The 21,475-nt window shown below is 62.0% G+C and carries 17 protein-coding genes; 3 read left to right on the top strand and 14 right to left on the bottom strand.

All coding sequences use genetic code 11. The features are described 5' to 3' along the window. Positions 1-312: 312 nt before the first annotated feature. Positions 313-1,506 carry a tyrosine-type recombinase/integrase gene (locus tag SMAL_RS12630; RefSeq protein ID WP_012511462.1) on the top strand — a complete coding sequence of 398 codons (1,194 nt, stop codon included), beginning with the start codon at positions 313-315 and terminating at the stop codon, positions 1,504-1,506. Here SMAL_RS12630 and SMAL_RS20615 read toward each other — a convergent pair. From SMAL_RS20615 to SMAL_RS12650, 5 genes are all read right to left on the bottom strand, one after another. Continuing rightward, on the bottom strand, positions 1,503-2,138 hold the full coding sequence (locus SMAL_RS20615; RefSeq protein ID WP_157628466.1) for a hypothetical protein: 636 nt from the start codon (positions 2,136-2,138) through the stop codon (positions 1,503-1,505). The two genes, SMAL_RS12630 and SMAL_RS20615, sit on opposite strands and share 4 nt — an antisense overlap. Further along, positions 2,135-2,560 (bottom strand): hypothetical protein, encoded by a 426-nt coding sequence (locus SMAL_RS21035; RefSeq protein WP_157628467.1) that lies wholly within the window; start codon positions 2,558-2,560, stop codon positions 2,135-2,137. Before SMAL_RS21035 ends, SMAL_RS20615 begins: the two co-directional genes overlap by 4 nt. 1 nt (position 2,561) lies before the next feature. Further along, positions 2,562-3,599, bottom strand: a complete 1,038-nt coding sequence (locus SMAL_RS12640; protein ID WP_012511464.1) for a hypothetical protein — start codon at positions 3,597-3,599, stop codon at positions 2,562-2,564. Positions 3,600-3,992: 393 nt separating this feature from the next. After that, on the bottom strand, positions 3,993-4,505 hold the full coding sequence (locus SMAL_RS12645) for a hypothetical protein (RefSeq protein ID WP_041864550.1): 513 nt from the start codon (positions 4,503-4,505) through the stop codon (positions 3,993-3,995). Between the two features lie 888 nt (positions 4,506-5,393). Then, positions 5,394-6,008: a hypothetical protein gene (locus SMAL_RS12650; RefSeq protein WP_012511466.1), complete on the bottom strand. Its 615-nt coding sequence runs from the start codon at positions 6,006-6,008 to the stop codon at positions 5,394-5,396. An 804-nt stretch (positions 6,009-6,812) separates the two neighbouring features. On the opposite strand from SMAL_RS12650, the gene SMAL_RS21040 reads away from it, so the two are divergent. Then, on the top strand, positions 6,813-7,370 hold the full coding sequence (locus SMAL_RS21040; RefSeq protein WP_157628468.1) for an SEL1-like repeat protein: 558 nt from the start codon (positions 6,813-6,815) through the stop codon (positions 7,368-7,370). Beyond that, positions 7,351-7,845, top strand: coding sequence for a hypothetical protein (locus SMAL_RS21115; RefSeq protein WP_079993550.1), 495 nt, complete (start codon positions 7,351-7,353; stop codon positions 7,843-7,845). Before SMAL_RS21040 ends, SMAL_RS21115 begins: the two co-directional genes overlap by 20 nt. A 167-nt stretch (positions 7,846-8,012) precedes the next feature. On the opposite strand, the gene SMAL_RS12655 is transcribed toward SMAL_RS21115, so the two are convergent. From SMAL_RS12655 to SMAL_RS12695, 9 genes are all read right to left on the bottom strand, one after another. Continuing rightward, on the bottom strand, positions 8,013-8,681 hold the full coding sequence (locus tag SMAL_RS12655; protein WP_012511468.1) for a hypothetical protein: 669 nt from the start codon (positions 8,679-8,681) through the stop codon (positions 8,013-8,015). Continuing rightward, positions 8,681-8,965: a hypothetical protein gene (locus tag SMAL_RS12660; protein WP_232273986.1), complete on the bottom strand. Its 285-nt coding sequence runs from the start codon at positions 8,963-8,965 to the stop codon at positions 8,681-8,683. Before SMAL_RS12660 ends, SMAL_RS12655 begins: the two co-directional genes overlap by 1 nt. Before the next feature lie 63 nt (positions 8,966-9,028). Next, positions 9,029-12,391, bottom strand: coding sequence for a carbohydrate-binding CenC domain-containing protein (locus tag SMAL_RS12665; RefSeq protein ID WP_012511470.1), 3,363 nt, complete (start codon positions 12,389-12,391; stop codon positions 9,029-9,031). Between the two features lie 6 nt (positions 12,392-12,397). Further along, on the bottom strand, positions 12,398-16,981 hold the full coding sequence (locus tag SMAL_RS12670) for a tape measure protein (RefSeq protein WP_012511471.1): 4,584 nt from the start codon (positions 16,979-16,981) through the stop codon (positions 12,398-12,400). Positions 16,982-17,399: 418 nt separating this feature from the next. Next, a complete protein-coding gene (locus SMAL_RS12675) occupies positions 17,400-18,143 on the bottom strand; it encodes a hypothetical protein (protein WP_012511472.1) in 744 nt (247 codons plus the stop codon). 22 nt (positions 18,144-18,165) lie between these two features. Then, a complete protein-coding gene (locus tag SMAL_RS12680; RefSeq protein WP_012511473.1) occupies positions 18,166-20,133 on the bottom strand; it encodes an SPRY domain-containing protein in 1,968 nt (655 codons plus the stop codon). Positions 20,134-20,135: 2 nt separating this feature from the next. After that, the gene (locus tag SMAL_RS12685; protein ID WP_012511474.1) at positions 20,136-20,351 is read right to left on the bottom strand and encodes a hypothetical protein; all 216 of its coding nucleotides are present in this window, start codon (positions 20,349-20,351) and stop codon (positions 20,136-20,138) included. Positions 20,352-20,428: 77 nt separating this feature from the next. Beyond that, positions 20,429-20,803, bottom strand: coding sequence for a hypothetical protein (locus SMAL_RS12690; protein ID WP_012511475.1), 375 nt, complete (start codon positions 20,801-20,803; stop codon positions 20,429-20,431). Positions 20,804-20,924: 121 nt separating this feature from the next. After that, entirely contained in the window at positions 20,925-21,398 is a 474-nt protein-coding gene (locus SMAL_RS12695; protein WP_012511476.1) for a phage tail tube protein, read from the bottom strand. Positions 21,399-21,475: the final 77 nt, after the last annotated feature.

The raw sequence follows: 21,475 nt of genomic DNA on the forward strand, positions 1-21,475 counted from the left end.
CGCCTGTCAGCCAGCACGCCTGGCCGCATGCGTGCTCTACGCGACTGCAGCCCTTCTGCCTCTGGAACCAAGTAGCTGGATTGATCATCTGCCGAGCGGTAAGGCGAGAAAAACAAAAAAGCCCCTGTTTCCAGGGGCTCTTCTGAACATCTTGGCGGAGAGAGTGTCTGAATCTAGGGAGTTCCCTAGCTTTCGTGCGCCTCCGTGAAACCAGTCTCAACCCTTGCGCCAGCTACGTTTCACCATCCGGTCTGGTTCGTGCGCCTTCGCGGGAATCCGTGCTTGCTGGGCGGGTACATGGATGGGTAGGGAATGGGATTGAAGATCAATCGCCTGACGGCGAGACGAGTAGCGACGATCACCGAGCCAGGCTACCACCCGGACGGTGGCGGTCTATACCTCCAGGTGACCGCTTCCTGCGCCAAGAGCTGGGTGTTCAGGTATCGATTTGAAGGGAAGCGCCCGGAAATGGGCTTGGGCCCGCTACACGTGATCGGCTTGGCCGAGGCGCGGGAGGCGGCAGGAGCCGCGAGGAAGATGGTGCAGTCCGGTCAGGATCCGCTCGCGGGCAGGAGAGCTGCGGCCGTCGCCACGGCCAGCATCCCAACGTTCTGGGAAGCCGCAACCGCATACATCGCTGAGCGCGAAGCAGGATGGACCAATCCGAAGCATGCCGGCCAGTGGACCAGGACGCTGGAGACCTATGCAAAACCGGTGCTTGGGGACCTACGGGTGGACCGCATCGAGACCGAGCATGTCTTGGCCGTGCTGCGGCCAATCTGGACCACCAAAACGGAGACCGCTAGCCGAGTTCGGCAACGAATGGAGGCCGTGCTTGATGCCGTGACCGTGCAGAAGAAGCGCAGCGGGGAGAATCCCGCGCGATGGCGCGGGCACTTGGCGGTGATCTTGCCGAAACCCACCGCGGTGACCAAGGTGGAGAACTTCGCCGCCCTCCCCTATGCCGAGCTCCCTTCTTTCATGGCTGCCCTGCGGTCAAGGCACGGGGAAGCTGCGCGCGCCCTCGAGTTCACGATCCTCACAGCAGCACGAACGGGAATGACGTTGGGAGCTACGCCAGGGGAGGTCGATCTTGCCGCCGGCACGTGGACCGTACCAGGTAGCCGGATGAAGGCCAAGGTAGAGCACACGGTTCCGCTTTCTACGCCTGCGCTGGCGCTCGCGCGGCCACGCATTAAGCGGGACCTCCTCTTCCCCAATGACCTCAGCAATGAGCCTCTCAGCGAAAACGCCATGCTCGCCCTACTAAAACGTATGGGCTATGGCTACATTACGGTTCATGGGTTCCGGTCGACCTTCAAAGACTGGGCCAGCGAGATGACTGACTACCCAGACGACCTTTCCGAGGCAGCGCTGGCCCACAGGATACGCGACAAAGCAAAAGCCGCCTACAAGCGGGGAACCATGATACAAAAGCGTAGAGAATTAATGAACAGCTGGGCAGAATACTGCGCACAAGAACCATTCAAAGCGCGGTCATCCTAGATTTCCGGCTCCCACACGATAGATACCGCAAAGTGCTTCACCCGGTAATCCCGCCCACTGCGATAGTGCTTTTGGGTGGACGAAAAGGAAGATGCGGGCGGCGCGCTAGGAACGATGGCAACCTCCGCACCGTTACGCTTTGACTTTCTCGCAACCAGCTGCTTAGACCATTCCCGCATAACGTCGGGAGCATTGCCCTTTTTAAAATAAATAAGCAACCCGCCCCGATCTTGCCCCTCCTCCCCCGTGGCATACCGTGTAGTAAGCTGCAGATAGCCTTTGGCAAGCCACTTGTAACCAGTGTATATCTTGGCTTCAGCTAGCCACATGTAACGATCCCCGTAGCGAACCACTAGGTCGCAATGACCGCCAACAGTTGCATCCAAAGCTGCTTCAAACGCCATCTGCCTCAAGGATTTGACAAACTGATAAGTCAATCCATTCTCATCCAGACCTGCAAGCTCCTTCGGATTTTCCGACAACTGCGCGGCAGACCAACTTACGGCTCGCTCCACCAGATCGGAAAAGTTAGCATAAGTATGATTTCCAACGAACCTCAATCGATCCCAATCCATCATAATTAAGACTTGAGGATGAGAATCATGAAGGCGCCGAAAGTCAGCCTCAGTCATTTCCATTTCGGTGAAGCCTTCGCCTCTAAAAGCATATTCGACGCTGAGAAATAAGGGATCAAATGCTCCTCAACATCATGGACAACCGATCCATCTGAAAGAACAATTTCGCGAGACGTATATGCCTCGCGAACAACATCATCGTCTATTTTTCTAGCCTCGCCGTCGTAGTCCTTAAGAAGGTAATGCTTGACGAAAAGAGCTTTGCGACCACCTCGCAATAGGCGATGAATAGCCAGTGCGAAATACGGATCTCCTGGATCGGTCCTAGCCGCTTTAGCCAACGAGCTATAAGTGAGCATCCGGAGATTCTCCGAGCGCTGACTTTCCGCATAGTCCAATATCCGCACGCAAATAAACGATACCTGAGAGCCCTCTAGACCCTTAAGTAGATCGTTTCTAATTTTGCGCAGTTCGACCATGTTAGGCAGGATTGCTTTCCAATATGTGCGACAACCGCCGACGCAACCTTTTCAGATCCCTGACGATTATACCCGAGCCAAAGTAAGCATCATGTAAAGAAGGATTTATAGAGTGAGCCTCATACACAGACGAGTGCAAGGTGAACTCTGGCTCCCACTCCATATCCCCGTCTTTTTCCAGCCAACGAATCAAAATACTGAAAGGATGGATAATACCATCCACCGCCCCCTTACCACCCACGTGGAACGGCTCCTCCCTGAGACAGGTGAGCTTCATATGCTCGTGCTTGACGGAACCCGTGTCCGTCAAGAACCCCAATTCCACGACAGTACCCCATTGCGAATCGTACGCCGCCTGAATAGCACCAAAAAGATTAATAGGCTCCGGATAATAACCAATTCCATCCATTAATGTCTTTCGGATCTTTGCATGGGCTGCGGAAATAAACTCCGGGGGCACTCCCTTAGGACTGTCGGCTATCGAGAAAACTATATTACCCGCAAGGGGAATCCACAGAATGTCGAACAATTGACGCTCAATGATTTTGCTACCGTAAACCGCAGAAAAGCCAGCCAGCGCCGCCGGAAGCTCACCCAGCGCAGCCAGATCCAGCCGCTCCTTTATTTCGAACTTGCGAATGCTCGAGTAAACGAGAAATATTCCATCATCGTCGTTGTATTTCTCACACAACACCGACTCATCGTTGCCGAGCCGGGCACCGTCTACGGCTTTACAGGGGAACGCCAAAGAGAATGGAGACTCTGGAACCTCAATCTCACTCGCGAATGAACGCAGCTCAGCCAGATTCTCGTCCGGGATTTGATACAGCCTTAGAGCCTTGTCACCTACAAGCACATGTTCAGCAAGGCCGGACGCTAATGCATCTGCGGATTCCTGCATAACATCAGCGCCCGCATAGCGTGAAATGGTCCTGGGCCATCCTTTGCCTGCTTTCAATCCGGCGCGAACGATAATTTTCCGAGCCTCGGTCCACTGCGCGCGCTCTTTTAGCGCTTCCAAAATACCTGAGATTTCCATATCACCCCCTGAACAACAGGTGATCATGTCTTCGCTCAGCCAGCTTAGTCAATGGTTGAGCTCTCATCTCACTCCCTGTGAGAATTGCCAGCATGGGCCGAGAAACCTGACCGATGCTGTGTTCAGACTCGAGTAGAGCACCCAGGACGCAGCTGCGCATCATGTGCTTAGCGCACCGAGCGCGCCCTCCTTGGCGCGTTCGGCACATGAGCGAACTAAAGCCCGCCGCCCGCCCATGTCCTCACCTCTGCACTTGTGCCCGGTGGGCAATCCAGATCAGCCGCTCGGACACGGCCAGCGCCGAGACCTCAATCAGGCTGCTGGCCACATGCGGCACCGCCGGGCCTCGGCCGCCCCGACCTTACCACTGGCGGAGAAAGCGGCTAGAACGGATCAGATTCGGGATCGAGACAACTGGCCTCTCCTCGCCCTGACCCACGCCTTCATGGGATCCCTCGCCCTTGGCTTGGTCTCCTTCGGCGGTCGGCGCGGTTCCAGCGCTTCCTTGATTCGCGCCAGTTCCGCAGCCCCGGCCTCGGCCAGGCGCCGGGCCTGTTGCTGCTGCTCGCGAGTCGGCGGCAGGCCGGGCAGCGGTTCGAGCGGTTCGACCGGCTTGGTGTCCAGCAGGCGAGCCACGGCTGCGCGCAGGCGCAGCTCTGGGTAGAGCCTGACCGCACACCAGCGTTCGGCGTAGCGCTTGCCCTGGGCGAGGCTGGCCGCCCGTGCTTCCTTGACCTGCCACATCTTCCTGGCATCCAGGCGCACGCGCACAGCGCCATCCTTGCCGCGTCTGATGTTGGCGATCTGTCGACCGCTCCACCACAGCACCCAGCTCTCCCCCATCTGGACCCAGCCAGAGGGGATCGGGGCGGCGCGGAAGCCTTGGTAGCCGTGCGAGGGAAGCATGTCCGGGAGGATACGACTGGACGTCTCAACCGCTGCGATTCGATCAATTGTGAGGCTGAACCGCTCAGACTCGCACACGCGACGTCTCTCGCACCGCACGGTAGGGCGTCACCTACAGCGGCGTTGGTGTTTTTCCGATTGCACCCCAGTCGCACTGTTGCGACCTTGCGCGAGCAGTGCAGCACTACCCTACTCATGGAGAGATGGAAGTGAAATCGAAGCGCAACGACCGCAGAACTGCCCGCTCAGCCCTCCGCCCCCTGCTGCTGGGCGCGTCCCTTTGCCTGATGTCAGCCGGCCTCGCCCAAAATGCCTTCGCAGGCCAGTGGGTCCAAACTGGCAGGGTGCTACTGTTAGATTCGGAAGGTATAGCGCCTTACATCGTGTCGTGGACCAACACCTGCCAAGGCGGAGTGGAAGGACCTTCGGGCTTCTACACCTACGGGGACTGGGGTCCAGAGGGACTGGGCTCGTGCCCCTCTGACGCAAACACAGGCTGGGCAGCAAACTACGCCGGGAGCGTTGGCTACTGCAGGCCCGAGCCCGAACATCTTGGCGGAGGGTACTCCTGCACAGAGTACTCGCACACATTTAGTGGTCAAACCTACTCCGGAGCAATACCAGCAACATGCAGCACTCCCGGAACCTATGCAATCAGTTACATGCGACGCGCAGAGCTTGTGTATTCCGGTAACGGAAACATGCCCAATGACTACTATGACCGAGTCAACGAAGTCTCAGCCGAGTTCTACTGCCAATAGCAGGCAATGAAGGGCGTTTGATCTGTTCAGGACCAACTGCCAATAGCAGGCAATGAAGGGCGTTTGATCTGTTCAGGACCAATAGTCCCCGCGCGAGCGGGGACACTTGCCTCAAGCCCCGTCAATTTCATATGGCTCCGAGGTCCTTCACCACCGCCTGGCCCTGCTGGAGGAATCCGATCAGCAGACGGCCACCGGCCACCTGCCGGCCCATCTGCTCATTGAGGTAGTTGGCCTGGAGCCGCCCCGCCGTCATCAGGTCGGCCTGCAGCATGCTGGGCGCCACGCCCTTGAGTGGATCACCTGGTGACGCGAACTGGCCGCCGATCGGCTGCACTGTTGTAGCGTGCCGGCTGTCGCTCTTGGCGTAGACCGTGGCCATCATTCTGCCGTTTCTGGACGACCAACCGCCCAGGACAATCTCGGTCCCCAGCTGTTCGATAGGCAAGTCAGCCTCCGCTGCGGCCTTCTCGTAGTTCAGCCACAACTGGTCCACTACAGGTCCCATCTCGGCCGAAAGCTGCTCGATGGAGAAGTCGGCCCGGAAGCTGGCCTGCAGAGCCAGCTCGTAGATCTTCAGGAAGAACTGCGCTCCGCCTCTGGTGGCCAGCAGCACGTTGTGCTGCGGTATCAGGAGCACCTTGGCACCAGCAGAGTGGGCGCCAGTCAGCGCATCCTCCGCAAGCGTATCCACTGCAACAACAAGCTGGTCACGGCCGATCAGTACGTTGAGGATGCTCATGGGGCACGTCCATTGGCCAGCCATGACTATGGCCGGAGCCCTACCCACTGTCCAATTCAATTGAGCCGGCGCGGCGCTGCTCACGCGCCCCCGAGTTGAGCTGCCTGCGGCCCCGGATCCGGCACAGTCAGAATGCCAGCACCGGCAGCTGGGCACTATCGGGCAACCACCCACTGACGTTCGGGGTTCTCCCTACGCCGCCAGCTTGAGCTCGTAGAGGTGGAGCCGCTTTTCGTCGAAGATTCGATGTTGCGCTGCTAGGTTGGCCAAGGCCGGAATGAGCCACGCATCGACACGCCCAGGGCTCCCCTCGCCCATGAATGTAAACAAATGCTGAACAGAATCACATCCATATGGGGGCAGTACCGCCTCATCCCGTTTTACTCGATGTGGGATCTGCAATGTGCGCGGCACTCGGGATCACCCTGATTGGGCCCATGACGGTCCCTGTACGCGAACTACGTTCATCAGTCACGAAGGAAGGCTATGTCTCCAAGGATCAAAGTCCTAAGCCTCGCTGTACTGGCCATGTTGGCAGGAGCGGGGGTTTGGTATGGAACAACCGCATCGAACACGTTCCCAAACAAAGTCGCCTCATCGCCAGAGCTATCAGGCCCAAGCGAACAAACCACATCGGGGCCAATGGCCTCCGCGTCGCAACCGGTTGCCTCGACCTCTGCACCGGGGTCTACGGCCAACAGATCAGTTCGTGTGCGGCATCTATCTGGACGGGCCTATGCAGTAGAAGATTTCGGGCCAATCCCGACCGGGACAGTCGACGAAGTAATAGCGAAGCTATCGCCCATGGCATTGGCTGGCGATGCAACGGCGTCATACGGGATCTTCCTGAAACTCAATGAGTGCAAGGACATCAATCGACGCGCATCCCGGGGCGGCGCACTTCGCGCACCTGACAATGTCGTGGCCGCATGCCTCGAACTTTCAGCCGAGAATGAAGTGAGTTCCAGCAAGTGGCTAACGCTTGCAGCCGAGCAGGGAAACATTGGAGCCCGACTACTCTATGCCGCCGATTCAGATTCGGCTCTCGGTGGAGCTGCCGCACTCCTTCGCGATCCAGAAGGCACGAAGGAATACAAACAGAGAGCCGTTGGCTATCTAAAAGAGATGGCTTCCCAAGGGAGTGCGGACGCACTCCTTCAGCTTGGCAATGCCTACCACGCTGGTGTCCTGATCGACGGCGACCTGGTTTCGAGCCGGGCATATTTTGAAGCCGTTCGCCTAGCAGATCCGTCGATAGTTCCAACTCTGCAAGTAAACACCTTGGACAAAGCACTGAGCGCGCAACAACTATCTCAAGCTCTAAGAAAAGGAAATCAAATATATGATACGTGCTGTCGATAGGAAGTTCTTCCGCATACCCCGCCGCAAGGCCATTCTCATTCTGCTAGTCACTGCTGCGTTCGCCCTCGCAGCAAGCACTTTCGCCTTTGAACGCGGCCCCTTCTTCTGCAACGACTGTCACGTGGCATCGCCAGTCCCTGACGCAAGAACCCTGGAAGTCATCAAAGACTCGCGCGCACCAATCGACTACGTGCCACTCTTCGCGTGGGCGACTGGAACGACGTACCAAATCTGCAACGCAACGCACTGCACCGTCTACCACGAGAATTTCGAATCGAACTGGGTAGGCGAAGGTCAGACGCCGCGCGAAGGCGTCATGCCCGAGCCAATTGATGAAGGCGGCGGCGGCGGCGGCGGCGGCGATATGGGCGGCTGGGGTGGTCATGGAGGCGGTATTGGTGGCCCCGGCTTAGGCGGAGGATGTGCAGGACGATGCACTGGCTACGGAGAGGTTGGGCCGGTTCAGCAAATATGAGCTAGTTGTTATCAGCCCAGTTCTCAATGAGAGCTGGGCTTTTTATTGAACTAGCCTGGACATTGAGTCATTCGAACCTGTCTCTGGCAAGCGTCGGTGATCTGGGCGGAGTAGCACATGTCGCTATCAGGCGCTGGGCCACGTAGACGCAACGTGAGTCCGCGCGATCAGTAGTGCGTCACATCTACCGCCATGACGATCCCGACCACGGCCTGGTTTGGCGAACCGCCTGGGCCAATCTTCGGGATAGTGATCGCCTGGGAGAACAGCCCGTGCTTGCCGTTGATACCGGAGCCGTTGCCCAGGCCCATCACTGTGAAGCTGTTGATGAAGGTGCTGCACGCTGGCGAGCATATGACCCCCGCGACAGTGCGGCCGGTGAAGTCCGGGAACTTGTCCTCTTCCATACCGCCGTTGGGGAAGATACCGCCCACGCCGATCACCCGGAACGGCTTCGCGCCGAGGGCGTAGGTGAGTCGACCTTGGGCATCCCAAAGGGCCAGGTACTGCGCGTCCTCGTTGCCCGGCCGGTCGAACACGTAAGCCCAGCCCTGGATGCGCGATGGCGTGTTCGTCCAGAGCGTCAGCTTGAACTGGTTCGCTCCTATCTCCTGCAACTGCGGGAAGAACGGATAGGGGTCGCCAATGAAAGCGACCACGGGTGCCTCCGCATTGATGACCATCTCGCCATACTTCCAATACCCGTTCGGGTTGTTGCCCGGGTACACCGTCGCGGGCATGTCGATGCGAATCTTCTGCTTCATCACCAGCGACGGGGTGGACTCACTGATCAGGAGGTTCCCTGCATTGCCCTGTATCTCAACAATCGCCTGCATCAGCGCACCCCGTAGTAGAACTTGACCGGCTTGATAGTGCCGACGTACTGACCGTTGCCATTTTTGTTCAGGGCCCAGTAGACCCGCCCATTCGCGTATCCGATCACGGGGACGTACCCCATCGAATCCGAAGGGATCACAGGTATGTAGAAGAACTCTCCCGGCGGCAAGTTGGCGTTGAAACCATTGCCAGGTGTTGAGTCGGACCACGCCACTCCACACAGAAGACCAAGCCGGCTATCCATATCCCACAGCCGGTTCCCGTTCTCGTCATTGACCTCCATCACCGCCCGCACTTAGGAGCCCTCCCCATGAGAATTGGAGGGCTGGGAACCCAGCCCCCGTAGTTATGGCACTACACCCCAACGAAAGCGGAGTACGTTCTTGGCGTCATACACCCGCCAGGTCCCATCGCTGTACTCGGTTCGCGCGCCGGTGCCCGTCGGTGATGAGACACGGAACATGTCGGCCAACACATCGAACGCGGACACCTCGCCAGTAGCCGACAGCGTCACACCACCGACCTTCTTGTCGGCACGCACATCCACACCCCACTGCGCCAACGCCTCACTACCGCCCGCAGACCATAGGGAGGGCAAGGAGCCATCGGATGGGCATTGCTCCAACATCGGCTGCACGTACCACCCTGCGCAGTCTTGGCCCCCAGGGGATTCCTTGGTTGTGGCGATCTGGAACCAGACCGTACTAGCGTTTGCAGGTGCGGGATTTGTACGGACAAACAACCGCTCATAGTCACCCAGAGAACCGCTAGCCCCATACCTCCTGCCGGCAGGCGAGGCAAACTCAGACCCGATCAGGTTTCCGTTGGCGTCCACGAAGAAGACGCTGATGTTCGATCTACCCAGATACGAATTGCAGTAGACCGAGCCCATGTAGGACTTCCCTGGTTCTGCCGGGATCTGCTGAGCCGTTAGAATCTGACTGTTAGTGGGCTGGCCACCATTGGCGTAATGAACCATCGCCCTCATGCCTCGCGGAACTCGACCGTCTTGGAGGATCAGATTCGAGCGCTCCCAGCTTCCAGACGCACTTCGCGTAAACCACGCTGGATTAAGTGATCCAGTCATCGTTGCAGTCCGTAGAAGATTGCCGCCACCTCCCAACGTTTTCACCCGGGCCTCCATCGTCTGTACGACCGATGCGTCAGCCTTTCCGCCAAGCGAAGTTTGAATGCCCGAGATCTGCTGCCCTTGTGCTGCCTGCGTCTGTCCCTGTTGCGTCACCTCGGTTTTCAGCTGGTTGAAGCCGCTGGCCGATACATCCCCGACCTGAGTTTTCAGGCTTACTAGGTCCTGCGCAGTCGCATCCAGCTTGCTGCCCTGCTGGTTCGCCGTGGTCTTCAGCTGGCTGAACGCGGTGGCGTTTACGTCGCCAATCTGCGCCTTCAGGCTGGTCAAATCTTGAGCCGTCGCATCCAGTTTCTGGCCCTGTTGAGTGACTGTCGCGGTTAGCCCCTGGATTGCAATGGAATTCGAATCTGCCTTGGCATTTACCCCGTCAACGCCCGTCTGCAGCTGGATGATCTGCTGCGAGGTCGTCTCAATCTTGTCCTCGGCAGTGGTGACGCGCGTCGTCAGCTGCTGCAATGCGGTAGTGTTGGCTTCGGTACTCCCGGAAACACCGGTAAGGTCGCTGCGAAGCACCGTCAGCTGCGCAGCCTGGGACGTGACCGTGCCGTCCAGCTGGGTCACCTTCGTGCTGAGGTCCGAAATCGCCTGAGTATTCGCCAGCAGCTCGGTCACCTCCTCCATCGCAACATCGTCAACCCACAGCGTGCCCGCCGTGTTGTCGGCAAGGATGCTCAGCTTCAACCCGGTGATCGACGTGCTCTCCGGGATCGAGTAAACGGCGCTCAGGTATGTCCAGGCGGACTTGTCAGCCACGAAGAACGTCGCGCCGCCAATCAGCTCCTCGTTCTGATTCGACAGCCGCATCTTGCTGTTGCCGGGCGTGCCATTGAAGTCCGCGCTGCTGCGATACCAGCAGCTGTAGCGGTACTTCTTGCCCGGGCTCGTCGGCATCACCATTTTGCTATTGGCGTACGCGGCCTTCTGCCGGATGGTCCCCGGGTCGAAGCGCACACACATGCCACCGGCGCGCCCCTCCGTCGCCGGCCAGCTGGTCCCAGTAGCTCCGGGGTCATAGGTCCAGCCAACATCCTTGCCGGACTGCCACGAGCCGTTCAGGACCATGCTGGCGCCCTGCGAAATCATCGCCGGCAATGTGGCGTTGATCGTCGTGATCGACTGCGCCAACGCGCTGGTGGTGGTCGCGGTGGCCTCCTGCAGCGCCGTCACCGATGCCGCGGTTGCCAGCGAACCGGTGCCGACCGGCATGCGGGCTTCCATCGTGCTGATGCGCTGCACCTGCGCCGAGTCGGCAGCCACGCGGGCTTTCAGCTCCTCGTAGGCCAGCCCCGCAGTCAGCTGCAGCGGGTCCGTTCCGGTGTAGCTCCCTCGCATCTGCACGGCCAGTGCGGTGCGTTGGGTGGCCTCGGCCGCGTCTGCTGTGATCCGAGCTTGGGTTTCCTCTTGCACCAGCGCCACCGACGCACCCGGCTGAGGGCGCCCGACGGCGATGTAGTCGATCAGGTAGTAGTTGGCGACAGTCTGCGCCGCCCCCAGCTGCAGGCGAATCGCATCGACCGTGGCCGGCCACCAGGCAATGTCCTGCACGTCGACCGTGGCCACGCCATTCGCGTCCCACGCCGGTTCCGGGATAGCCGCACGCTTCTGCGTGTTCCATGCCTGGTCCGTGGCGGTGATCCACTGCAGGAACCCGCTCCACGTCGGAGACCCCACGCGCTTCACGCGCAGCTTCACGAAACGGTATGCGCTGCCGTCCACGGCCAGCGCCACCGGCGACTGTACCCACGGCGCAGTGGCATGGTTGGCAGGCCGCAGCCAGCCGTCTACGAGTGTCGGGGCACCGTTGCCCGTCCACCCTTCCGTGGTCTGGTTGAACGGCCAGAGCTTGATGCTGTCGAACTGCGTGCCGCTGCCGGCCGCAACCTCCGACACCGCGCGCGCCAACGATTCATCAGCGCTCTGTCGCAACTGCTCCTCGCGGCTGATCGCCGCCTCGCGCTCCATCTTCTCGTTCAGGAGCGCGTCGATCCGCGCTTGGGCCTCCGCACTGATCGCCTGCATGGCCTCGGTCACCCCCTGCTGCCGCAGCAGTGCCTCGGCGACCAGGTCCTGTGCAGCCTGCGCCAGCCCAGCAGCGCGTGCCGCCGCCTCGTCTGCGATCGCCTGGATCCGAGCCCTGATCTCCTCCGCCAGCCTAGCCTGCTGCTCGGCCAGGTCCTTGGATGTGGTGGGCGGAACAACCCCCACCACGGTTCCAGTGCCTGTCTTGCCGCGCACGGTCGGGGTGATCTGGAACCACCACGTCTTGCCGCTGCCGTCGCTGTAGACGTAGCGGGTGTCGGTGGTGCGGTGGATCTCCGTCCAGGGGCCGTCCTGGCTTTCGCTACGCGAGATAACGTAGATCACGCCCTCCAGATCGACGGCGTCCCATTCGAGGACAACACCGTCGGCCACCGGCGTGGGGCTGACCCCGTTCGCCGGCGGCACGTCCGGTGCCTTGTACGGCACCGGGAACCACGTGGAAAAGCGCGGGGCGACCGGAGACGCGGACGGCAGCGCGCCCACGCCGATTTCCACCAGCGTGAGTTTCCTTGCTTGCATTGCTGATTACCTCGCGTTGAGTGCTTCGCGCAGCGCCGAACTGCTGGCGTTGCGTACGCCCTGGGTGGTGGTAGACACGAGTTGGCGGAGCAGCTGGTTCTGCTCGGCGAGCAGAGCATTGCTCTTCTGTACTTCGGCAGTGGTTTGCGTCTGGGCGTCGTTGTTAACGACCAGGTCGAACACGGCCCGGCTGAAGTTCTCCGGCAGCGCCTCGATGGCATCCGCCAGCGCCCCCATGCTGGTGCCGTCCTGCTGGTCGAGGTCGCCGACCTTCATGCCGTCGATCAGGCCCGTCACCTGGCCGTAGAGGCTGTTGTAGTCCTGGCCGCTGGCGTAGAGGTTCCGGCCGAAGCCCAGCGCTGCCTGTGCGGCTGCTTGCGCGGCGCTGGTGTCCCCGCCGGACACCGCCCGCTCCAGCTCCTTCATCGCCTCGCCCAGCTTCTCCTGGTCCGTCAGCGGCGAAAGATCGCTGATCGACAGGCCGTACTGCATGGCCTTCTTGTCCTTGTCGATCTGCGCCTGCAGCTGGCCCATGTTGGTGGCACGCAGCGCCTCGATCTTGGCCAGGTCTTCCGCGCGGGCGCCGGACAAGCCGAGCGCCTTGGCGTAGTCATTGGCCGACTTCACCTGCTGGCGATACGTGCGCTCGATCGACAACGCCTGCGACTGGTACTGCGTCAGGTTGGCCGTCATCAGCTGGGTGCTCACGTCGGCCATGAGGCTGGCGTAGTTGCCGAGCAGCCCGGTCACCTTCTGCACCTGGGTGGCCAGGTCAGTGCCAGCAACGCCGGCCAGGTCCTGGAAGTAGTCGACCGCCTTGTTGACCTTGTCGACCTCCAGCCCGTTGAGGGCTCGCCCCAGCTCATCGGCGTTACCAACGGCCAGCGCGATCGACGCACTGAGCGCGGTGAACACGTCCGCCGACTCGAAGTAGCCGTCGAGCTGGCCACCGAACCCTGCCGCCTTGACCGCCTCGGTATACAACCGATTGGTCATGTCGCTCAGGTAGGCCTCCAGCTGCGCTTTGGCCTCCGTGGAATCCGCCGACAACTGGAGCTTGCCCAGGTCCACCTTCACGCTGCCGAGCTTCTGGGTAAGGTCTACGCCCAGTTGCTTGGCCAAGTCCGTTGCCACACCACGCACCTGGCGCGCGGCCATATCGAACGTGCGATCGATGCCCGGATCCAGCGCGCCGAACTGCGTCCACTTCTTGTCGCTGCGGAACAGGCCGCCCTTGGCCTTGATATCCGCATAGCTCTGGCCATCGAAACCGCCGAAGCCATAGCTGCCGGTGATGCCCTGACCGGTGACCTTGGGCGCCTGGCGTCCGAACAGCTTGGCGTGGATGCTGGAGCCGGACAGGATAGAAGCAACCTTGTCGTTGAAGCCCAGCCCCCGGAAACCCTTGTCCGCAAGCCCCACAGCGCCGGCAGTGGCGATCTTTCCGGCCCAACTCTCACCGTTAGCGATGTTCCAGCCCTGGTCGAACAGCTGGGCGTTCTTCATCATACCGGCCACGATCCAGCCGATGATCGGCACCGCCGCCGCCGCGGAACTTGCCGCGCCAGCCGCACCAGCACCAGCGCCGGCACTACCTCCGCCAACCAGACCCGAGAAGCTGGAGCCGGTCATTCCGGCCATGCTGGTAACGTCACCGAAGCCGGTAAGGGTGCCCGCCGCGGCACCGGCCGAGCGACCGAAGCCGAACAGGCCCTGCCCCTTGGAGAGCAGGCCGGCCACAGTGCTCAGGTTCTGACCTCCCGCCGCCGAGCCGTTGCCGCCGAACAGACCCATCAAGCTCTGCAGGTTCAGCCCACCGCCCTGACCGTTCATCCCGTTGAGGATCTGCGTCTGGATCGGGATCACCAGCTTCTGCTGCAGGAACTCGCGGGCGAGATCGCGCAGGCCGCGCTTGGCGGCGTCCTTCAGGTCGTCCCACAGATTATCGAAGTCGCGCATTCCCCCGGCGACGAAGTCCGCCATGGCATCGGCAGCATCGCCGACGCCATACACCAACACGTTGGCCCATGCCTCCACATTGGCCGCCGCTTCTTCCACTCGCAGCGACAGATCGGCCGACGCCCGCGCTGCGGCGAGCATGGACTGCTCATACGCCTCGTAGGAGGCAACGCCCTTCCTCCTGGCCAGCTCCTCCTTGCTACCCGCCACCTCTACGGCCTTCTGCAGCTCCTGCCGCATGTCGCGCTCATTCATCATCTGCCGACGCGACAGCTCCCGCGCACGCCCGACCTTGCCGAGCATGGCTACCTCGGCGTCCATGGTCGCCAGCAGCGATTCCGGACTGGCCAGGGCCTTCTTGATCTCGGCGCTGGACTGCTCCAACGCCTTCTGCGACTCCAGCACCAGCGTGTTGTACGCAGCACGCTCGATGCGCCCATCCTTGAGCGCTTCCTTCAGCCTGTCCTCGAGCTGCTTCTGGCGCTCAGTGGCCTCTGCCAGCGGACCGGACATGGTCGCCGCAGCCATAGCCGCCTGCTCGTTGTAGCGCTTGATCGCCTCAGCATCGGCCTTGCGGTCCTTCGCGCCGGCACGCTCTGCGGCCGACGACGCCTTGCGCGATTCAGTGAAGTTCTTCTGCGCCGCGGCCAGCTCGGTCTGCAGCCGGATGTACTGGGCACCCTGTTCAAGGTACTGCTTGACCTTCGGGTCGTCGCGCTTGGAGAAGTCGACGCCGCTGGCCTGGGCCTCCTTGAACCAGTCGCCCACGTCCAGCTTTGCCACCTCTGCGGCACTCTTGCCGACGCGCGCCAGCTGGCCAGGCAGCGACTGCATCGCCGATGCGATCCGCTTCCCAGCAGCGCCGGCCGAGTCCCCCAGTGCATTGAAGGAGCCCGACAGCGCGTCGGTGGCACCCTTCGCCTGAGTGCTGCTGCCAGTGAACGCATCCAAGATCGCCCGCTTGCGATCGACTTCCCGACCAGCGGTTGCAGCGGCGGCGGTCTCTTCCGTGAGGCTCTTGGCCACCGTAGCGGCGGCTGGCGAGCCAGCAATCATCGCCCGCCATGCTGCCTCCAACCCGCTGGAGAATTCATCGGCGCCGATCTTTCCAGCCTTGAAGGCAGCATCGAGCCGCTGAGTTTCTTGAATGAACTCCGAAGCTTGGCTCGCAGTAGCGAAGTTTGTCGCCGCCGCAACCATCTCAGTGATCGAACCTGTGATGGTCCGATAGTTCTCATCGATCTCCTTCTGCAGGCGCAGGATTTCACCGGCCTGCATCTGGGCGTTGAGGGTCTTGAACTTCTCGATGGCGGTGTCAGCTGCGCCACCGAAGTCGACCAGCGCCGCTGATGCAACCTTGGTGTTGTCGCGGAAGATCAACCAGCCGGCTGCGGCGGTGGCCAGCATCGTGACAATGCCTGCCGGACCGCCCAGCATGGCGAGAGTCGAAGAGCCAGCACGCGCCAGCCATCCGGCATTGGCAGCTGCAGCCTGCGTTTGCGCCTGAGCCAGCAGCAGCGTCGCCTGGCGGTGCTCCAGAGTCGCCGCGGCGGCCTTGCTGCTCACCGATACGCTGCCGCCGATCGCAGCCGCGCGGCGTACCTCCGCTGCCGCATCGAGCATCGCGGCGCGGGTCCGTAGCTCCAACTGCTGGGCAGCAGCAAGGTTTTGAGCAGCAGCAGCGCGGTCGGCCACCAGCGCAGCATTTGCAGCAGCCACGCGTGATGCCAGCACCTTCGTCAGCTGTCCAGCAGCGACCGCCGCCCCCGCAACCGCCACGATCTGCAGATTGTTGCCGAGGGCTGCAATGCCGGCAGCGAGTAGCTTGGAGGCGCCTGCGGCCTGATCCGCCTTGCCGATCATGATCTGCAGGCTGTTGCTGAACAGAGTCGCGGACTGACTGACAGTCCCATCCATCTTTCCGAAGGCTTCATCAACCGCCAATGCCTGCCTCTGCAGGGCACCGATAACCTGGTCGGCGCTCAGCTTCCCCGCTTGGCCAAGCTCCCGTAGCTTGCCCATGGGGACGTTCAAACCCTTCGCGATCTCCTGAGCAAGCGCAGGCGCGCCCTCAAGTACAGAATTCAACTCCTCCCCGCGAAGGGCGCCGGAAGCAAATGCCTGGCCCAACTGGATCAGGGCTCCTTCCGCCGCCGCGGCGCTACTACCGCTGATCACCATCGCCTTGCTGATGGTTTCGACCACGCGGGCAAGCTCGGTGCCAGACAGGCCCAATGTCTCTTGGTTCATTGCAATCCGCTGGTATAGCTCTGCGGTAGCACCAAGCGGCTGGCGCGACGCTTGTGCAATCCGGACAACGTCGGCCTGCGCTGCTGCGAACTGCGCCTGCCCCTGAGTGACCAAGCGCAGCCGGTTGTTGAGGTTTGTCCACTCGTCGGCCGTCCCGATTGCGGACTTGACAGCAGCAAGCGCCGACGTGAGGCCAATTGCTTCCGCTGCAACCCGCCGGAAGCCAGAGGCAACTTCATCAGTTCCCTTTCGCGCGGCTTCTGACATGGAGGACTGGATGGTTGCCATGTCGCGCTGGACAACTCGCGCGGCCTTTCCGCTATCGCGCTCGAAGGAACCCGACTTCAACAACAGGTCTACTGTCAGGGTATACAGGCTCATGGTTTCTCTCAAAAAAAAAGCCCGCGCGGGGCGGGCTTGTGGCTTCGAATTCGGACTATCTGATTGGTATGTCTACTCCGTTGATCGTGACGGAGGTTACTGCTCCTACTGCGTCAGTGATGCAGGAAGCTGAATCCGAATCGCGAGTGCGATCGCGTTTGGCAACAACTAGCCCTGACCCGATCGGCCATGCAAAGTAGTGCTCCCCGCCAGTCCCCCAATCTTTCGCATGCGGGACATTGGTTGCTGCCGGGTTGTCTGAAGCGCCCTTGATCGCAGACGTGCAGTTCAGCAGTGCCTTATTAGATCCATCATCCTGCGGTGTCGAGCAGCCAGCGAACAGCGAAAGCAGAAGCGCCGGCGTGAACCTGATTACATGCTTCATAGAACCTCCCGAATTTTGTCGGGATCATGCCAGCTACGCGGGGATTTCCTCAAACTCCATGTATCCCGAGAAGTACTGCCGGCTGATGTTTTCCGCCGACGGCAACTGCGTCGGGTAGCCGTAGAGCGCCGACCGAGCTGCCAGCGCTGGATCAAACGCCTTCGTGACCATATCCCGGTACTGGGGCACGACACAGGAGCGCCGCCGGCCCGACAGAGCGGCCCCGATCATCTCCCAATCCATGCCGCCAAGGCCGTTGCCGCGCACAACCGGTGTGGAACGGCCGGACAGAGTGCAGGTCAGCCTCCGGTACAGCGCGCCGGGAACCGTGTTGACCTGGCCGCCCTTGGTCCGGGCATGGACACTGGCGTCGATCGTGGCCACGGCCCAACCGTCCTTGATACCAACGTCCACCGCCCGGAAGATCGCAATCTCGCCCACGTCCACGTTGGTGGCGGTGGTGGCGATCTCCACGGACACCACCGAGACCAAGGCGCTGGCCTGCGGGAACAGCCAGGCGCAGACGCTGCCGTCCGGCAGACGCACAGTGGTTCCGGTCGCGCCGGCAGCGCTGACCTGCACGCCCGGCGGAATGTTGAGGCCGAGAATCGCGATGATCCCCGGGACGACAGCGTCGGCCAGGGTGATCGTGATCGCCAGCGAGCCTGTGCGTCGGATCCGCGAGGCCCTGCCGGGCTTTCCATCGAAGAGTGCCGCGCCCTGGTCAGCGCTGAGCCAAGTTCCACCGGTGAGCGTCACTGTCGTGACTGCCGGCATGCCATATCCAATCAACACGTCATCATCCCCACACCGTCAGCACCACGCCCCCCGTGGCAGGGTTGCGCTCTACCCGACGCACCAGCACCGGCTTACCGTCCTCAAGGCCGTAGCGACCGTAGGTAAGCCGACCGATCTGCCCGGGCAGCGGCGCCAGATCCTGATCACCACGGACCGCGAGCTGGTAGAAGTGGCGCTGCACCTGGTACATGCCCAGGACGCGCTCAATCTCCTGCTGCGCGTCGGCCGCGTGCCAGAACAACGAGATGACCGGATCAGCAGCCTCGGCCCGCTGGTAGTGGGCATGCAGCGGGCCAGCACCATACACCTGCCCCCGATAGAGGCCGGTCAGCTCATCGCGCCGGGACTGAGGCACGTCGACAACGTCGGTGACCAGGTCCGATGCGCCCAGCGCCTGGCCGTTGGGCCGGTAGGCCATGCGTCGGGTCAGGTTGGGAGCGTCATCGGGCACCATGACCAGGTCAGCCGCCAGATCATCCTCCGACAGGTCGAAGGCGAACGCACCGGCATGTGTCTCGGGCGCGGTCACGCGGACAAAGCGCAACACGCCAGCAGGATCCTGGTAGCAGCCGGCGCCGTAGCTCGGCAGGAGGGAATTCAGCGCCGCGCGGCCGGTGATGGCTGTACCAGCGTAGTAGCCGATCCCCATGTAGCCCGTGGCTTGGTCGATCACCGCGCAGTCGCTGGCCGACCACGCCGCTCGGCCCAACCGGGCCATCACATCACCCACCGCCTGCTCCAGCCGCGCCGGCATCATGCCCGCGCCGACGCTGGAGGCGTCAACCACCACCGGCGTCACCGGTGGCGACTTCAGCAGCAGCTGTTGCCCGTCCGGCGCCTCGTTATAGGTGTTGATCTCCATCAGGTCGCCGCGGTCCATCACCGCATTGACGTAGACCCGGCTGTCAGCGACGAACATCGATGTTGCGTCCGAATTGGCGGCCATGGCAGGGATGCTGGCCACCGCGCCAATCACCACCGGCTGGGGCTTCCAAGCCAGTGACGCGACATTCGGCAGGAACACGCCCCGGTTGATCGTCTCGTCCAGGTAGTCGTGCGCATCGCGCAGGTGCAGCGTCTTGGTGCCATCGTCGTTGATCTCGATCTGCTCGATCGCGCAACGGAAGGCTGAGACCGCGTCGGCCCGCATGCCGCTCTCGGGTGCCAGCAGGATCTGCACCGAACTGCCAGAGGCACCAGTGCCCGCCATCCCGTCCAGCAAGCCTTCCGCGTCCACCACGACGCACTCGGCGGCCGCTGCCTGGGACACCGGATCACCGCCCCACGGCCAGAACGCAAGCTCCTGAATCAGGCTGACGCCCTCGGCCACCACCCCCTCATAACGGGCATTGGCCGGGCTGTCGCCCGGCGCGGACAGCCAGTCCACGTCGGCCAACCGGGTCGGGCTGACGGATGCAGTGGGCAACCGCCAGCCAGCGGCCGCCGCCTCGCTTCGTGGCCCCCACTGCCCAGCGTTGACAGCCAGGCAGAGGCCACCCGCCTTCGAAGCGCCCAGCGAAGCTGCGAAGAACAGCGGACCGGACAGTTGCAGCTCGCGCACGAGGATCTGTGCGCCATTGAGGTAGAGCCGCAGCTGACGAGGGGTCGAGAACACCACCTGCAGCCCGACAATGTCGCCATGGGCCACCGACGGTAGGCCCGTTGCGATCGCACCGCCCGCCTGCAGCAGTCGCCCGGCGGCGAGGTCCCAACCGATACTGGCGAGGTCTGCACCCAGCGCCTTGTTCAGCGCTGCCGCGCCGGTGGCGAACCCTACGAGTGCTGCAACGGCGTCATCACCCCACACGGCGAACTCCACGCCCACCGTCCCCGCATCAAGGCTGAAGTCGGAACGCGCGTGACTGGCCTGCGTCGTGGCGCCGGTGGTGGCCAGGGTAAGTCCGCCATCTCGCGCAGCGAGTACCGGGCCAATGGGTGTGGCAGCGAACCGCCCGAATGTGTCGGTCATGGTTATCCCAGTCCGTCGAACCAGTCCTGCGCCTCGTCCTCATCGGACCGCGGCACGAGGGCGTCGAGGTAGTGCTGAAAGGAGCGCTTGGTGCCGCCCTGGCTGTGCGAGGCGGTGATGTACGCGGCGAAGGCAGCGGGCTTGATGTGCAGGCTCACGGGGTCGATGGGGTTCCGCTTGTGGAACTCCCACCATTCCAGGAACTCGCGGCGCGACATGGTGGCCCGCAAGTCCGACACCGTCCGGTGCAGGTGACCGGCGAGGACCTTCCAGAACCAGTCCTCACCACGCTGCCTTAGCCGTTTCCCGCGTCGGCCTGCGCCTGGGCGGCGTCGTCGCCGAACCCGGAGTGCTTCATGGCCACGCGCTGCAGCTCAGCAGCCACCAGTGGCTTGAGCTGGGCGGCCTGCGTCACGTTCATGACCGGCTTGCCGTCCTCGTCACAGATGGTTGCCGCGATCAGCTTGGCGCGGTCGCCCTCGCCCCACAGCTTGCGGAACTCCGCGTCCGGCAGCTCGCGCACGTGGAACTGTGCCTTGGCGCCGTTCGGCAGGGTGATCGTGTCGGCATGCACGTCCTTGGACGCGAACATGCCCAGGTCAGTGAACGACTGCAGGAGGCTCACTGGCTGCTGCGGCTGGGTATCGGTGGTTTCGTTGGTCTTGATCATTGGCCGTTTCCTTGAATGGCGACAGGGCGCGCGGGCCGCGCACGGCTAACACGCGGAGGATCCGCGCGCCCTGCCAAAGAGAAGGCCCGCCGAAGCGGGCCGAGTTGCGCCGTTAGCCAGATCAGGGCGCCGGGCGATGGGTGAGGACTTCGCCGGAGCCGCGGATCGTCAGCGTCGCCTTCCACACATCGTTGTCAGCAACCGTCACCGCGAAGTTCTGTACGAATCCGTTGAACTGCTTGCACAGAACGGTGGTGGGCGGGGTGATGACGCCGTCGACTGCAACCGGCTTGGCAACGCCCGCCGTCTCGCTCGCCGGCGCGGTGACCAGGAAATTCACCACAGCGCCTGTCTTGTGCAGCTGCTCCAGCGCCTCGGAGTCGACGGAGTCATAGATCACTTCGATGCTCGTACTTCCGGTCGCCTTGCGACCAGCCACGAACTGGTCCCAGTCGTCATCGAAGTCGGAGATATCGATCTCCGACGCCTGACCATCGGGGAATCCAACCGAGCGAACTCGGGTGACTTTGATGACCTCCGCTGCACCGATGGCGATGAACAGCTGGGTGTGCTTGGACTTCAGTACCTGTCCCATAGGGGGTTCCTTGCGTTGTGCCCGTCGCCGGGCATGAAAAAGGCCCCTTGCGGGGCCGGTGGGTTGCCGTTGTGTGG

It is taken from the genome of Stenotrophomonas maltophilia R551-3 (assembly GCF_000020665.1).
Classification (GTDB): domain Bacteria; phylum Pseudomonadota; class Gammaproteobacteria; order Xanthomonadales; family Xanthomonadaceae; genus Stenotrophomonas; species Stenotrophomonas maltophilia_L.